Source organism: Pseudomonas sp. 91RF, from assembly GCF_003576265.1.
In the GTDB taxonomy this organism is placed as follows: Bacteria; Pseudomonadota; Gammaproteobacteria; order Pseudomonadales; family Pseudomonadaceae; genus Aquipseudomonas; species Aquipseudomonas kribbensis.
This window is the reverse complement of record NZ_QWFC01000024.1, coordinates 460070-473517: the sequence shown is the minus strand read 5'-3', so window position 1 is coordinate 473517 and position 13448 is coordinate 460070. Positions and strand designations below refer to the sequence as shown.

Genomic DNA, 13448 nt, shown 5'->3' with positions numbered 1-13448 from the left:
AACTGACCTCCCGCTATTAATACCCCTCCCCCCACTCAAGGACCCGAGCCCCACCATGAAATTCGACCTCGCCTACTGCCTCAGCCTCGACGACAAACTGTCGATCTATGACGTTCGCGATCTCAATTTCGATGAGACGGTGGCGTTCGATTCTGCGAAGGAGCATTTCCAGTGCCCCAACGACGCCTGTCGTTTGGCGTTCGATGCTTCCAACGAGTTGGGTACGTTCAACGCCAAGAACGTGAATTACGTGCGCACGCCGCACTTCAAGAATCTGCCCGGTACGCAGCATGTGGCGGGTTGTCCGTATGTGAGTTTGAAGACGTCGGCGTCGGGGGTTGAGGCGGCGGATGGGGAATCGGATGACGGTCGGGAGGAGTATTTCCCGTCGGAGTTGTTGCTGACGCGTCGTGAGTATGTGCGCAAGCCTGCTGCGCCTGCGGGGGCGGCGGATGTGTTGCGGGATGATCCGGTGCGGGGGGCGGCTACCCCCTCGAAAGAGTCGCCCAGTCGTGAGACGGCGCCGGACAAGACCAGCGTCTTCGCTCACCCCGTGGAGTGTTTTGTGTCGAACTTCGCGGACAAGGATTTGCTCAAGCGCATGCCATTGAAGATTGGCGAGCATACGGCGCCGTACAGTTCGTTCTTCAAGAAGATCGAGTACTTGATGGACAACAAGGGGCTGATTTACTGGGGCCGGATCAAGAAGATCGAGGACTTTCACAGCGCCAGTTTCCGGATCGATTTCGAGGACAAGGTCTGGTTCAAGAAGCCGGATGACAGCAAGAAGAAGCCATATCCGGTGAGTGTCTATCTCAACAAGAAGCTGATCGACAACTACCGCAAGCGCAAGGCGTTTCTGGAGGAGATCAAGCACGCGATCGACAGCGACAAGGAGTTGTTCTGCTTCTTTTATGGTGTGACGCCGGAGTTGAAGCAGGTGCCGGGCAAGAAGAACCCCGAAAAGCCTTTCGAGGTCTTCAATGCCAATATCGAGAACCTGGATCACTTCATCATTCGTGAAGCGCCGGGTCTGGCGTGAGGGTTAGCCTTGGGGCAGTTGCAGTTTGACGGCGCCGGGGTGTTGCTTGATCAGGGAGTACGGCAGGATCGACCAGTCAGGCGAATCGCAGGCTCGCTCTACGCGGGCGAAATATGCGCCCAGGTACAAACCTTTTTCGGTGAAGTGCCAGTTGGAATAGCCCCAGTTGTCTTCGTTGGTGAAGTCGCAACTGTCTTCATCTCCCTCCGCAGGTTTCTTCATTTCATCCGGGTACAGCGCGGTGAGTTGTTTGATCAGCCACGGCATAAATACTTCGCTTTGATACTTGGAGCGCGCGGCATCTTCGGCCTCGGTCAACGGCTGGTCACCGCCTCGGTAACGGTCAGCGTGAAGGATTGGTTGGCCCTCGCCCACCCAGAGCACGTCTTCGAGCGACAACGGGTGGCCGGTTTTTACATCGATGTTGAGTGGCGAATCGCCGAAGTCCGGGTGCGCGCCGCCGCAGTCGTAGCTGGTTGAAATGTTCAGGCTGATCACACTGGGCGAGATAAACGTCGGAGTAACATTCTGGAGGAATTCAGCATAACCGCGACCGCGCAGCTGGCAACCGTAGTAACTGATGGCCTCGTCCCACAAGCGCCCGAGCAATTGCTGGTTAACCCGCTGCAGATCTTCTTTTGGCATCCCGGATTCGATGCTGAACATGGTCATCTTGGTATCAGGCTCTTCCCACCATTGCAGGGTGTAGCCCATGAAGTCCTGCTTTTTACCGGGTTTGAGTTTCAGACCCTGAAGCCGTAGGTATTCGTAAGGCTCGGTCTTGGGCAACTTGGCGATGTAGGGCAATGCATTCGCTGGCACTTCCGGAAGCGGCGTATCGGTGACCAGTACAGGCAACTTTTTGCCTTTTGGGTTTTGCCATTCGCCCTTCCAGCCGCCATCAATCTGTTGCAGTTTCAGTGTCGGTAACGGCTTGCCCGGAGCCATACGATCACTACCCTCTGTGAGCAGCAAGACGTCATTTTTATAGGTGCCGTTAAGCTCTAGATCGCGGTGAAATTTCTCATAGAAGTAGCGGCCGGTGACTTGCTCCGGGTCGCTGGTATCGACTTCGAACACGATCGGCATTTTGCCCAACGTGCCGGTGAATACCAGCCGGTTATCTTCGGCATGCGCGGTGGACAGCATTGAGAACAGCACAGCAGCGCATGGCGCCAGGCGCATCAGTCCCTTGAACATTGATTGATCCCTGAATAATTCGGAGGTTGCGACGGCGTTTGGCTGCCGGCGCTGGGAAATTCGCGGCAGATTATGGCGGGGTTGGGCCCGCTAATCGAGGATCTGCCTTTGAAAGTTAAAGTCGTCTCACGGCAGTTGCAGTGCAGCACCACCCGGATGTTGTTTGACGATGTTGTACGGTAGAACGCTCCAGTCTACGAATCCGCAGACCGCTGCGACGTGCGGAAATGATGGCTCGATGTTGATGCCCTGTTCCGTGAAGTGCCAACCCGGATAATGCCAGGGATAATCCTCGTTGTAGCCGCAATCGTTTTCACCCTCGGCGGTGATGGTCATTTCGTTGGGGTAGAGTTTCAGAAACTGTGCGACCAACCAGGGTGCCAGTTCATTGGCGCGGTAGTTCGACCACGCTGTAGAGGAGCCGGGGGAGTCTGCGGCGAAATCTTCATATTCCTCGTAGTGCAATGGCTTGCCATGCCCCACCCACATAACATCATCCAGGGTCAGAAGCTTGCCTGTCTTGGTATCGATGTTGAGCGCGTCGTGGCTTTGATCCGGATAGGCGCCACCGCAGTAATAGTCCGATGAAATCCGCACACTCATCACGGTGGACGACATCCACAGTGGCTGGCTCCACTGTGCGTAACTGCCGGAACAACCATAAGAAGACAACACTTCGCCCCACAAACGCGCCATCAATTTTTGGTTGATACGTCGACGCTCTTCGAGGGAGTAACCGGACACCACTTCAAACAGGGAAGTGTCAGTCTTCGGCTCGGTCCACCACTGCAGCGTGTAGCCCATGAAGGTGTCGGTCTTGCCTTTTTTGAGTGTGACGCCTTGCAGCCGCAGATATTCGTAAGGGTACTTATCGTGAAGTGTGGTGAAAAAGGGCAAGGCATCGGCGGGCACTTCGGGGATGACGGCTGGCTCTAACTCAATCTTCAGAGTCTTACCGGCAGTACTTGTCCACTCGCCACTCCAACCATTAGCTGTCGGCTGCAGACGAAGGGTCGGGCGCGAGTCTTCCATTCGCGAACCTTCTTCCAGCACCAGTGTTTCCCCGTCCAGGACACCGTCGAGTGACAGATCCTTGCGGTACTTCTTATAGAAGTAACGACCTTCTCCAGTGCGAGGATTTATTTCGAGGACGATAGCCGCTTTGCCCAAGGTGCCGGTGTACACCTGCGCGCCGTTATCGGCCCGAGTTGCCGTCGAGACAAACAATCCCGTCAGTAAAAGAGCAGCGAAAAGGCGTATCAGTCCTCGGAACATCACTTCATCCTTGAATAAACGAGCAACTGCCCGCGAAAAATAGCCGTGGATTATGTCGAGCTTGTGCGGGGGAATCGAGGTCTTCGTTATCAGCTCAAGCACATGCTGATCATCACCATCATGAGCAGACCGATATACACCCAAGCATGCACCCGATCCGCTATCCGCCCGATCCACGGCGTCGCCAGTCGAATCCCCAGCATCGAGCCCAGCGTCAGCACCGCAAACGCCAGCAGATCCACATACCCGATAAACCATGGTCCAAGGTCTGTCTCGCTGAACCCCGCCATCAACATGTAAGTCAGCGTCCCCGCCAGCGCCACCGGCACGCTCAATGGATTGGCCATGGAAGTGGCCTGCGACATGCTCAACCCGCAACGCCGCAATAACGGCACGGTCATGACGCTTCCTCCTACGCCGAGAAAGGTTGCGATGGCGCCAATGCCTACACCGCCGCCAGACGTTTCCACTGTTCTCAATCGACGTGGGATGGCGCCTTCGGACTGTATGAGAAACCCTCGTCGCAGCAGGCAATCAATAATCGTCACGCCGAGGTAAGCGATGAAGGCATACCGAATGACTTCGCCGCTGACCCACACCGCTGCGATTGCGCCGACGACCGCGCCCAATCCGATGAAACCGCCCAGGGGCCACAGGTAGTCACGGATGAGGTTGCCGGCGCGGCGGTGTTTTTCGGTGGCGACCAGGGCGTTGACGATCATCACGCAGGTCGAGGTGGCGACGGCGATGTGCATGGCGGATTGGCTGACCGGGTCGTCGGCGCCGTGGCTGGCGGTGAGCATGCGGTACAGCAGGGGCACGACGACGAAGCCGCCGCCGAATCCGAAGAGCACGGCAGTAACGCCGGTCAGGCAGCCGAAGAGTGTCAGCAGGAGGTAGAACATGGCGCGTCGTCCGTTGTTTGGGAGCGGTCGACGATAGAGCGGCGGCGCTTGGCCTGCTTCAGCAAGTCAGCCAATAATGTTTGCGTTTACGCCAATTGCCGGGTGCCGCTCGATGCGCAATGTTTCGATCAATCTGCTGGATGACACGCCGCGCACGGTGGTGGCGATCGGTACGGATTATTCCCACGGCTATCTGTTGCCACGTCATACGCATCGGCGGGCGCAATTGTTGTACGGCGCGACCGGGGTGATGCAGGTCAGCACGCATGACGGCAACTGGGTAGTGCCGCCGCAGCGGGCGGTGTGGATTCCGCCGGGGGTGGCGCATGAGGTGTTGATGCTGGGGGTCAGCACTCGCAGTTTGTATATCGAGCCGGGGGCAGCGGATCTGGGTGAGCGTTGTCAGGTGATCAGTGTGTCGTCGTTGATGCGGCAATTGCTGATGGAAGCCGTGGAGCTGCCGCTGACCTATGACCTGACCGGGCGTGACGGCGTGCTGATCGACTTGTTGCTGCATGAATTGCAGCGGAGTGCGCCACTTCCCTTGCATATCCCGCTGCCGTCTGACGGAAGACTGCTCGAACTGTGTCAGACCTTTCTGCAACAGCCGAATGCCCACCAATCCCCCCAGCAATGGGCCGATAAGTTGCACATAAGCTTGCGTACCTTCAACAGACTGTTTCGTCAGCAAACTGGCCTGAGTTTCAGTCAATGGCGCCAGCGCGCCTGCGTGGTACTGGCGCTGGCACGACTGGCGGCGGGTGAAGCGGTGACGCGGATTGCCCTGGATTTCGGCTATGACAGCCCGGCGGCGTTCTCGACGATGTTCCGTCGGATCCTCGGTCAGGCACCGTCCGTCTGGTTGGAGGCGGCGAACTAGGGCAAATCAAAAAATGCGTTTGATCCCGGCCGAAAACAACTGTACAAAAACACAGTATATTTTCCATCAGCACTCTCGAGCCCGGAGCACACCATGGCCTCTTCAGCGATGAACCTCATCCTCGAACGTATCGCCCTTTTCCAGTTCACCCCGACCCACTGCGTCCAGGCCCGAGGGATGTTGGGCTGGAGCGTGGAACAACTGTCGTGGGAGACAGGGGTTTCGGTAGACGACATCCAGCGGTTCGAGGCGCAGCAGGACGTGGCAGATGCGGCGCGGCTGGCGTTGACCTATCGGTTTGAGGCGCAGGGGTTGGTGTTTTTTCCGGGGTTTGCGCCGGGGCGTTCGACAAGCAATGGTTCGACTGCCGAATCGGTGCGTGGGGATTATGCGATGGCGGAGTGATCCGGTTCGCCTCATGGAGGCGAACCTTCATCAGTGAGTCAGGCCCCCTGCACCACCGCCTCACTCTCCCCTTCAACCGCCAGCCACCACGCATTCCCGCGTTGCGGCTGTGCCAGGTTGAACGCCTCGCCCATTTGCGGGGTGGTGATGGAAACACTGCGCTCCCAGGCCAGTGCAAGAATGCGATCGAACGGTTCATGCCAGGCATGCATCGCCAGATCGAACGTGCCGTTGTGGATCGGAAACAGCCAGCGCCCCTTGAGGTCGATGTGAGCTTGCAGGGTTTCTTCCGGTTGCATGTGCACGTGGGGCCATTCGACGTTGTAGGCGCCGGTTTCCATCAGGGTCAGGTCGAACGGGCCGAACTGTTCGCCGATGCGTTTGAAGCCATCGAAGTAGCCGCTGTCGCCGCTGAAGAAAATCCGCGTGTCGCCGTCGATGATCACCCACGAAGCCCACAGGGTCTGGTTGCCATCGAACAGGCCACGGCCAGAGAAGTGCTGCGACGGGGTGGCGATGAAACGGATGCCGGCGACCTCGGTGCCCTGCCACCAGTCGAACTGGCGGATCTTGCTGGCATCGATACCCCATTTGACCAACGTGTCGCCGACGCCCAGCGGGGTCAGGAACACGTTGACCTTGTCTGCCAGTTGCAACACCGCTTCGTAGTCGAGGTGGTCGTAGTGGTTGTGCGACAGGATCACGGCTTCGATCGGTGGCAACTCGTCGATGCTGATCGGCGGCTGGTGGAAGCGTTTCGGGCCGGCCCATTGCACGGGCGAGGCGCGCTCGGCGAATACCGGGTCGGTGATCCAGAACTTGTCTTGCAGTTTCAGCAGCAGGGTCGAGTGACCGAGGCGATAGACACTGTGATTCGGCGCGGCAAGCAGGTCGGCGCGGGTCAAGGGCTGCACGGGAATGGCCGACGCAGGTCGGGTGTTGCGCGGTTTGTGGAAGATCATGTTCCACATGATGCGCAGCATCTTGCGCACACCTTCGCGCTGCACCGGCGCGTGGTTGCGGAATGTCCCTTCGGCCTGGCGCGAAGCTTCAGGTACAGGACTGACCGCGGAAGAAATTGATTTGGCCATGACTGAATGACTCCAGAAAAACCGCGCAATTCACGGTTTTCCACGGTGGGACGATAAATGGCCAAGGCATGCACGCATCAGCCGGACATCTGGTTTTAGGTTGCACCGATTAACGCAACATTACACTGATCGGTATACTTTCTAGGTTGCATCAAACCGGATGACAAGTAAACTGCCGAGTGTAATTTCCTCTTTTTTCCTGCCGAATCGAATTTATGACAGCTCCAACGCGCCTTACCGACCGCAAACGCGAAGCCATCATCCTGGCGGCCATTTCCGAATTCCGTGCCAACGGTTTCGAGGTCACCAGCATGGACAAGATCGCGGCCACCGCCGGGGTGTCGAAGCGCACGGTGTACAACCACTTTCCCAGCAAGGAAGAGCTGTTCGCCGAAATTCTCAACCAGTTGTGGGCACGGGTCAGCACCGAGCAAGCCGTGTCGTACCAGCCCGACCAACCCTTGCGCGATCAACTGCGAACGATGCTGCTGGCCAAACTGCAGATGATGGCGGACGACAATTTCATGGATTTGGCCCGGGTCGCCATCGCCGCCGCGATCCACTCGCCAGAACGTGCGCAGAACATGGTGGCGCGCATGGGCGAACGTGAGGAAAGCGTGACCGTGTGGATTCGCGCCGCCCAGGCAGATGGCCGGTTGAAAGCGGTCGATCCGGAGTTCGCCGCGCATCAGCTACAGGGGCTGCTCAAATCCTTCGCCTTCTGGCCACAGATTTCCATGGGCCAGCCCTCGCTCGACAGCGCCACGCAAAATGCCGTGGTCGATTCGGCACTGGACATGTTCCTGGCCTGCTACCAGCTCTAGATCACGTCTGCGCCGCGTAAATGGCTCACAAGGACACTGAATTTTCCCGCTGGAATAAATGACAATGTCTGTCATTGACCGATGAACGGTCGCTCTGAAGAATTACACTGCAAAGTGTTTCAGAATGAATCTGGCGAAGAACATCATGGAAAACCAACGCGGCAAAGGCTTGTCATTCGCCAGACGTATCTATTTGCCTCGTGCCATTGGATTGGGGATCGGTTTCTTCAGCGTCGGCGCCGCGCTGTATCCATTGAATGTGCCGGCGTGGCTCTGGGCGCTGCTGCTGTTCAACGGATTTTTCTGGCCCCACGTCGCCTACCAATGGTCGACCCGCTCGGCTTTCCCCTACCGCGCCGAGCGCCGCAATTTGCTCTATGACTCGGTGTTCGGCGGCTTCTGGACCGCGTGCTTCCAGTTCAACCCGCTGGTCACCGTGACCATTCTGTCGATGATGACCATGAACAATGTCGCCGCTGGCGGCAGGCGTCTGTTTCTGCTCGGCGCCCTCGCCCAGGTGATCGGCGTTTTGCTGGGCTGGTCGCTGTTCGGGGTCAAATTCACCCTGACAGCAACGCAAACCCAGGTCTGGGCGTGCCTGCCGATGCTCACTCTTTATCCGCTGGCGCTGGGCATGGTCTGCTATCGGCTGGCGATCAAGCTCGCCGAACACAAGCGCACCTTGAGTGCCCTGAGCCGCACCGACAGCCTGACCGGTCTGCTTAACCACGGTGCCTGGAAAGACCTGCTGCACCTCAAGTTCCAGCAGTGCCGCGAACACAACAGCCAGGCCACCCTCGCGCTGATCGACGTCGATCACTTCAAGGTGATCAACGACAGCTACGGGCACATCGTCGGCGATGCGGTGCTCCAGCAACTCAGCCGCGAACTCAAATCCTTGCTGACTGAAAGCGGGCTGGCCGGCCGTTACGGCGGCGACGAATTCTGCGTGATCCTGCCCAACCTGCCACTGAGCAGAGCCGAAGCGCTGATGGAGCAACTACGCCAGTCCCTGCAGCAATACCGTCATCCCGATGTGCCGGAGTTGCGGGTCAGCCTGAGTATCGGACTGGCACGTTTCCACCCGACCTACCCGGATGCGCTGCACTGGCTGGATGATGCCGACAAGGCGCTGTACACCGCCAAACATACGGGCCGCAACACGATCAGCGTCGCGCTGAGCCGCTCCAATGCCTGACAGGATTTGTACGACAAAGTGACACCGCACTTTCTTGTACAAGTTTAATAAGTTTGTATAAGATCGAGTCGCCAGCCTGGATACTGGCACTTTAGTGGTCATTGCCCAATGTCGTCAGCTCGTTCGGCCGGCCAGCGCAGGAACAGGGACAACACTTCAGCCCTATTTCCGGAGCGCACCCCGCATGTTTTTCAATCGCCATCAGTCCGTCATCAGTGAGCTGCAACACACCATCACCGAGCAATACGGTTTGCTCGAAGCCATCGACCGCTCAATGGCGGTGATCGAGTTCGATCTCGACGCCGTGGTCCTGCGCGCCAACGACAACTTCCTGAAGACCACGGGCTACAAGGCCGAACAGGTGATCGGTCAGTCTCACCGCCAGTTCTGTCCACCCGAATTTGCCCGCAGCAGCCAGTACACCGAGCTTTGGTCGAAGTTGAAAAACGGTCAGTTCCAGTCCGGCACCTTCGAACGCGTTGACAGCCAGGGCCGGCCGATCTGGCTTGAAGCCAGTTACAACCCGATCAAGGATGCGTCGGGCCGCGTGGTGAAAGTGGTCAAGTACGCCATGGACGTCACCGCCAAGGTGCAGCAGGAAAGCGAAGCCAACGCCAAATTGCAGGCCATCGACCGGGCCATGGCGGTGATCGAGTTCGATCTCGACGGCAACATTCTTACGGCCAATCAGAATTTTCTGACGCGCATGGGCTACACCCAGGCCGAACTCAAGGGCAAACATCACCGTTTGTTCTGCCCCGCGCACCTGGTCAACAGCAGCGCTTACCAGGACTTCTGGCGCCGGCTCAATCAGGGCGAGTTTTTCCACGGGCAGTTCGAGCGCATCGATAAACACGGTCGAACCGTCTGGCTGGAAGCCAATTACAACCCGGTGTACGACGCCGCCGGGCGCCTGTGCAAAGTGGTGAAATTCGCCTCGGACGTCACCGCCCGGGTCGAGCAGCACGAGCAGGATGCCCGCAGCGCCAGCGCCGCCTATCACATCTCGGTCGCCACCCGAAAAGTCGCCGAGCAAGGCACGCAAGTCATCCAGCAAGCGGCCAGCGAGATGCGCGAAATCGCCGATGACATTGCCGAGTCGTCGACCCTGATCGCCCAGCTCGGCGAGCGCTCCGAGCAGATCACCGCCATCGTCAACACCATCCGCGCGATTGCCGACCAGACCAACCTGCTGGCGCTCAACGCGGCAATCGAGGCGGCGCGGGCCGGCGAGCAAGGTCGCGGTTTTGCGGTGGTGGCCGATGAAGTGCGACAACTGGCGGCCCGCACCAGCGGTTCGACGGCAGAGATTTCCAACATGATCGGCCTGATCCAGAGCGAAACCCGTCAGGCGATCAAGAGCATGGACGGCACCCGTGGCCGTGCGGCGCAAGGCGTCGAGCTGGCGGATCAGGCGGGGACGGTGATTCTGCAGATTCGCGATGGCGCCAGCGAAGCGGTGGACGCCGTGAGCATGTTTGCCAACGAGCGAGCGCCGGGCTAGGCCGACACGGGCGACGCAGGGCTATAGTGATTCAACGTCCCAAGCCCTGCCGAGTCCGTCATGACCACCGAAAAAAACGATTCCCCCGCCGCGCCTGTCGATCACCTGCGCTTCCACCGCCCTCACGCCCACCTCAACACAACCTTCGGCAACGACAAGTTCGCCTTGCGCGCCGAGGCGTTTGCGCGGTTCTTCGGCACGCCGACCTTTCTCGGCGCGCAAACCCTGATCGTGGTGTTGTGGGTGTGCCTAAACATGTTTGGCGTCACGACCTTCGACGTCTATCCGTTCATCCTGTTGAACCTGGCGTTCAGCCTGCAATCGGCCTATGCCGCACCGCTGATTTTGCTGGCCCAGACCCGTCAGGCCGCACGGGACAAAGCGCAATCGGACGCCGACGCGCAGCACCGGGAAGCCCTGGCCATCGCCAATTCCGAACGTCAGGTCCAGGCCGCGAAGAACACCGCGCAATTGCTGGAGCTGCTGGAGCAGAACACCCGGCTTACCGAAATGACCAAGAACCTCACCGAACGCATCGAAGGCCTGACCCGCGAGTTGCACGATCACATGCGCCAGAACCCGCAGGCCTGATCACGGCAAACGCAGTGCCCGCCCCAGTTCATCGAACAGCGTGACCACCGAGCGCAACGCGCGGCAGTCCGGGCGGGTCAGCAGCCACAGCGCGGTGTCGTAGCCGTGCAGCGGTTCGCTCAAGGCTTGCAGACCTTCGGTGATCAGAAAGTCCGGCAACGCCGCGACGCCGAGCCCGGCACGCACCAGTTCCGTCACCGACAACATGCTGTTGCAGCGATAGCCCGGTGTCACGCCGGGCAAGTGCTGGCGGCGCCAGACCACGGTCGGATGATCGGGCAGAAAGTCGTCCGGAGCGATCCAGGTCATGGCGGCCAGATCGGATGCATCGATGTTTTGCAGATAACGCGCGCTGGCACAGACCCGGTAGGAAATCTTCGTCAGTTCCCGTCCGACCAGATGCTCCGGCGGCGTACGCGTCAGGCGCAGAGCGATGTCGGCATCGCGGCGGCTGAGGTTGGCGAAATCATTGGACGTGCTCAATTCGATGGTCAGCGCCGGGTAGTTCGGCATGAACTGCGCCAGTGCCGGCAGCAGCAGACCTTGCAGCACCGAATCGGTACAGGTCAGGCGCACCGTGCCGCTGACCACTGCGCCGCCCTGCTCCACGCCGATGCGCGCCGCTTCCAGTGCCTGCTCGGCGCGTTCGGCCTGCTCCGCCAGGGTCTGCGCAAGGCTGGTGGGCAGGTAACCGGCGCGGCTTTTTTCGAACAGTTGCTGACCGAGTGCGGCTTCCAGCCGGCGCACGGCGCGAAACACCGTCGACACATCGACCTTCAGCAGCTGCGAGGCCCGAGCCAGCGAGCCGCCGCGCACCAGTGCGAGGATCAGCGCCAGATCCGGGAAGTCGAGTCGATAGTGCGTCACTGCATTAATCACTTGGGGAAACGCCCATATTGAGTGCGTGAACGCCAATCTATAGTGAGCGTCATCCCTCAACAAGCACAGCGAGCACTCATGGAATCCAGAGCCCTGCGCATCGCCCTGATCGGTGACTACGATCCGCAAGTCACCGCCCATCAAGCCATCCCCGTCGCCCTCGGCCTGGCGGCAGAACACATTCGCCGACCCGTCGATTTCGAATGGCTGGCCACCGACCGGATTCATCTCGACACACCGCTCGAAGGTTTCGACGGTTTCTGGTGCGTCCCGGCCAGCCCTTACAAAAGTGAAGCAGGCGCGCTACGGGCCATCCGTTTTGCCCGCGAACAGCAGCGACCGTTCCTCGGCACCTGCGGCGGTTTTCAACATGCCGTGCTGGAGTTTTCCCGCCACGTATTGGGCTGGGCCGATGCCGAGCATGGCGAAACATCGCCCGATTCCAGCCGCGCGGTGCTCTCGCCGCTGACCTGTTCGCTGGTGGAGGCGGTAGACAGCATTCATCTGGTGTCTGGTTCGTTGATCGCCAAGGCGTACGAAACGTCCGAGATTCGTGAAGGCTATCGCTGCCGGTTTGGTGTGAATCCGCAGTTCGAACGGGAATTGCTGACCCATGACCTGCACGCCGTGGGCCACGATTCGGCAGGCGATCTGCGCGCCATCGAGCTGAAAAACCATGTGTTCTTTGTCGCGACGTTGTTCCAGCCAGAACGTGCCGCACTCAAAGGGCAATTGCCGCCCTTGGTGCGCGCGTTTGTCGAAGCCTGCGCGGAGCGACCTCGATGAAACCGGCCACTGAATGTTTCGCGGTGATCTTCACCTCGACTCGCACCGAGGGCGACAACGGCTATGCCGAAGCCTCCGAGCGCATGATGCAATTGGTGGCCGGGCAACCGGGGTTTCTCGGCATTGATTCGATCCGGGGCGCGGACGGCGTGGGGATCACGATTTCGTACTGGGAGAGCGAGGCGGCGATTCTGGCCTGGCGCGAGCATCCGGAGCACCGGGTGATTCAGGCGCGTGGGCGGGCCGAGTGGTATTCGGCGTTTCATACGCGGGTGTGTCGGGTTGAGCGGGAGTATCGGTTTGCTCTGTGAGTATTGAGGTGTTCTCACTGGCCCCTTCGCGGGCAAGCCCGCTCCCACAGGTACCGCGTAATTTTCAGAACAACCCATATCCTGTGGGAGCGAGCTTGCTCGCGATGGAGGCAAGTGAATCACCAAAAACCTCAGCCCTTCACCAGACTACGCACCGCCTCAATCTCCGGCACTTCACGCTTGCTCATATAAACCCGCAACGGCTCGGTGATGTTGATCCGGTCGTCGATATGCTGATCGAGCAGCAACTGGATCAACTCGCGCTTCAACGTCATGGTCTTTTCGGTGGTCGGGGCCCAGACGAACTCGCTGGCGGGAATGATGCCGTCATCGGCCACGTCCATGCCGAACGAATCTTCGCTGAAACGCACGATGTACTGACCGGTCTTGCGGTTGAGGCCGACAAAGCCCTTGAGGTCGTCGGCCGCCTGGCAGATGAGTTGGGATGTGATGCGCATGGTAAACCTCACAAGAGTGATCGAAGGTTTACACGCAGGGCATTGAGGCACACCCTCTGCCGGGGTGGTTGCCGTGGCCAAGCGTACTGCAAACAAACG

Annotated in this window: 15 protein-coding genes; 9 read left to right on the top strand and 6 right to left on the bottom strand. The window is 59.3% G+C overall.

Going from position 1 to position 13448, the window contains the following annotated elements; translation table 11 throughout:
* Positions 1–55: 55 nt before the first annotated feature.
* The gene (locus DXT77_RS13390) at positions 56–1042 is read left to right on the top strand and encodes a hypothetical protein (RefSeq protein WP_119427928.1); all 987 of its coding nucleotides are present in this window, start codon (positions 56–58) and stop codon (positions 1040–1042) included.
* Positions 1043–1045: 3 nt separating this feature from the next.
* On the opposite strand, the gene DXT77_RS13385 is transcribed toward DXT77_RS13390, so the two are convergent.
* The 3 genes from DXT77_RS13385 to DXT77_RS13375 all read right to left on the bottom strand — a co-directional run bounded on the left by DXT77_RS13385 (position 1046) and on the right by DXT77_RS13375 (position 4422).
* Positions 1046–2242 carry a hypothetical protein gene (locus tag DXT77_RS13385; RefSeq protein ID WP_119427927.1) on the bottom strand — a complete coding sequence of 399 codons (1197 nt, stop codon included), beginning with the start codon at positions 2240–2242 and terminating at the stop codon, positions 1046–1048.
* 126 nt (positions 2243–2368) lie between these two features.
* Entirely contained in the window at positions 2369–3619 is a 1251-nt protein-coding gene (locus DXT77_RS13380) for a hypothetical protein (RefSeq protein ID WP_256662940.1), read from the bottom strand.
* Positions 3607–4422: a sulfite exporter TauE/SafE family protein gene (locus DXT77_RS13375; RefSeq protein WP_119427925.1), complete on the bottom strand. Its 816-nt coding sequence runs from the start codon at positions 4420–4422 to the stop codon at positions 3607–3609. Before DXT77_RS13375 ends, DXT77_RS13380 begins: the two co-directional genes overlap by 13 nt.
* Before the next feature lie 112 nt (positions 4423–4534).
* Here DXT77_RS13375 and DXT77_RS13370 point away from each other — a divergent pair, with 112 nt between their 5' ends.
* Positions 4535–5302 (top strand): helix-turn-helix domain-containing protein, encoded by a 768-nt coding sequence (locus DXT77_RS13370; protein ID WP_119427924.1) that lies wholly within the window; start codon positions 4535–4537, stop codon positions 5300–5302.
* Positions 5303–5395: 93 nt separating this feature from the next.
* Positions 5396–5707 carry an XRE family transcriptional regulator gene (locus DXT77_RS13365; protein ID WP_119427923.1) on the top strand — a complete coding sequence of 104 codons (312 nt, stop codon included), beginning with the start codon at positions 5396–5398 and terminating at the stop codon, positions 5705–5707.
* Positions 5708–5745: 38 nt separating this feature from the next.
* On the opposite strand, the gene DXT77_RS13360 is transcribed toward DXT77_RS13365, so the two are convergent.
* The gene (locus DXT77_RS13360; protein WP_119427922.1) at positions 5746–6798 is read right to left on the bottom strand and encodes an MBL fold metallo-hydrolase; all 1053 of its coding nucleotides are present in this window, start codon (positions 6796–6798) and stop codon (positions 5746–5748) included.
* Positions 6799–7013: 215 nt separating this feature from the next.
* Here DXT77_RS13360 and DXT77_RS13355 point away from each other — a divergent pair, with 215 nt between their 5' ends.
* The 4 genes from DXT77_RS13355 to DXT77_RS13340 all read left to right on the top strand — a co-directional run bounded on the left by DXT77_RS13355 (position 7014) and on the right by DXT77_RS13340 (position 10915).
* On the top strand, positions 7014–7622 hold the full coding sequence (locus DXT77_RS13355) for a TetR/AcrR family transcriptional regulator (protein ID WP_119427921.1): 609 nt from the start codon (positions 7014–7016) through the stop codon (positions 7620–7622).
* A gap of 145 nt (positions 7623–7767) precedes the next feature.
* Positions 7768–8820, top strand: coding sequence for a diguanylate cyclase (locus DXT77_RS13350; RefSeq protein ID WP_119427949.1), 1053 nt, complete (start codon positions 7768–7770; stop codon positions 8818–8820).
* 184 nt (positions 8821–9004) lie between these two features.
* Positions 9005–10324 carry a PAS domain-containing methyl-accepting chemotaxis protein gene (locus tag DXT77_RS13345; RefSeq protein WP_119427920.1) on the top strand — a complete coding sequence of 440 codons (1320 nt, stop codon included), beginning with the start codon at positions 9005–9007 and terminating at the stop codon, positions 10322–10324.
* A 60-nt stretch (positions 10325–10384) separates the two neighbouring features.
* Complete coding sequence (locus DXT77_RS13340) at positions 10385–10915, top strand: DUF1003 domain-containing protein (protein ID WP_119427919.1); 531 nt, start codon at positions 10385–10387, stop codon at positions 10913–10915.
* Here the strand turns inward: DXT77_RS13340 and DXT77_RS13335 are convergent, their stop codons facing one another.
* The gene (locus tag DXT77_RS13335; RefSeq protein ID WP_119427918.1) at positions 10916–11857 is read right to left on the bottom strand and encodes a LysR family transcriptional regulator; all 942 of its coding nucleotides are present in this window, start codon (positions 11855–11857) and stop codon (positions 10916–10918) included.
* Positions 11858–11872: 15 nt separating this feature from the next.
* Here DXT77_RS13335 and DXT77_RS13330 point away from each other — a divergent pair, with 15 nt between their 5' ends.
* Together DXT77_RS13330 and DXT77_RS13325 are read left to right on the top strand one after the other, a co-directional pair.
* Entirely contained in the window at positions 11873–12580 is a 708-nt protein-coding gene (locus DXT77_RS13330) for a CTP synthase (RefSeq protein ID WP_119427917.1), read from the top strand.
* Positions 12577–12891, top strand: coding sequence for an antibiotic biosynthesis monooxygenase (locus DXT77_RS13325; protein ID WP_119427916.1), 315 nt, complete (start codon positions 12577–12579; stop codon positions 12889–12891). Before DXT77_RS13330 ends, DXT77_RS13325 begins: the two co-directional genes overlap by 4 nt.
* 131 nt (positions 12892–13022) lie before the next feature.
* Here the strand turns inward: DXT77_RS13325 and DXT77_RS13320 are convergent, their stop codons facing one another.
* Positions 13023–13349 carry a DUF2025 family protein gene (locus DXT77_RS13320; protein WP_119427915.1) on the bottom strand — a complete coding sequence of 109 codons (327 nt, stop codon included), beginning with the start codon at positions 13347–13349 and terminating at the stop codon, positions 13023–13025.
* Positions 13350–13448: the final 99 nt, after the last annotated feature.

Bases quoted from the DNA above. Each gene is read 5' to 3' on its own strand.
- DXT77_RS13320 (WP_119427915.1), bottom strand. From the start codon at position 13,349: ATGCGCATCACATCCCAACTCATCTGCCAGGCGGCCGACGACCTCAAG.
- DXT77_RS13330 (WP_119427917.1), top strand. From the start codon at position 11,873: ATGGAATCCAGAGCCCTGCGCATCGCCCTGATCGGTGACTACGATCCG.
- DXT77_RS13360 (WP_119427922.1), bottom strand. From the start codon at position 6,798: ATGGCCAAATCAATTTCTTCCGCGGTCAGTCCTGTACCTGAAGCTTCG.
- DXT77_RS13340 (WP_119427919.1), top strand. From the start codon at position 10,385: ATGACCACCGAAAAAAACGATTCCCCCGCCGCGCCTGTCGATCACCTG.
- DXT77_RS13355 (WP_119427921.1), top strand. From the start codon at position 7,014: ATGACAGCTCCAACGCGCCTTACCGACCGCAAACGCGAAGCCATCATC.
- DXT77_RS13325 (WP_119427916.1), top strand. From the start codon at position 12,577: ATGAAACCGGCCACTGAATGTTTCGCGGTGATCTTCACCTCGACTCGC.
- DXT77_RS13345 (WP_119427920.1), top strand. From the start codon at position 9,005: ATGTTTTTCAATCGCCATCAGTCCGTCATCAGTGAGCTGCAACACACC.
- DXT77_RS13390 (WP_119427928.1), top strand. From the start codon at position 56: ATGAAATTCGACCTCGCCTACTGCCTCAGCCTCGACGACAAACTGTCG.
- DXT77_RS13350 (WP_119427949.1), top strand. From the start codon at position 7,768: ATGGAAAACCAACGCGGCAAAGGCTTGTCATTCGCCAGACGTATCTAT.
- DXT77_RS13375 (WP_119427925.1), bottom strand. From the start codon at position 4,422: ATGTTCTACCTCCTGCTGACACTCTTCGGCTGCCTGACCGGCGTTACT.
- DXT77_RS13365 (WP_119427923.1), top strand. From the start codon at position 5,396: ATGGCCTCTTCAGCGATGAACCTCATCCTCGAACGTATCGCCCTTTTC.
- DXT77_RS13370 (WP_119427924.1), top strand. From the start codon at position 4,535: ATGCGCAATGTTTCGATCAATCTGCTGGATGACACGCCGCGCACGGTG.
- DXT77_RS13385 (WP_119427927.1), bottom strand. From the start codon at position 2,242: ATGTTCAAGGGACTGATGCGCCTGGCGCCATGCGCTGCTGTGCTGTTC.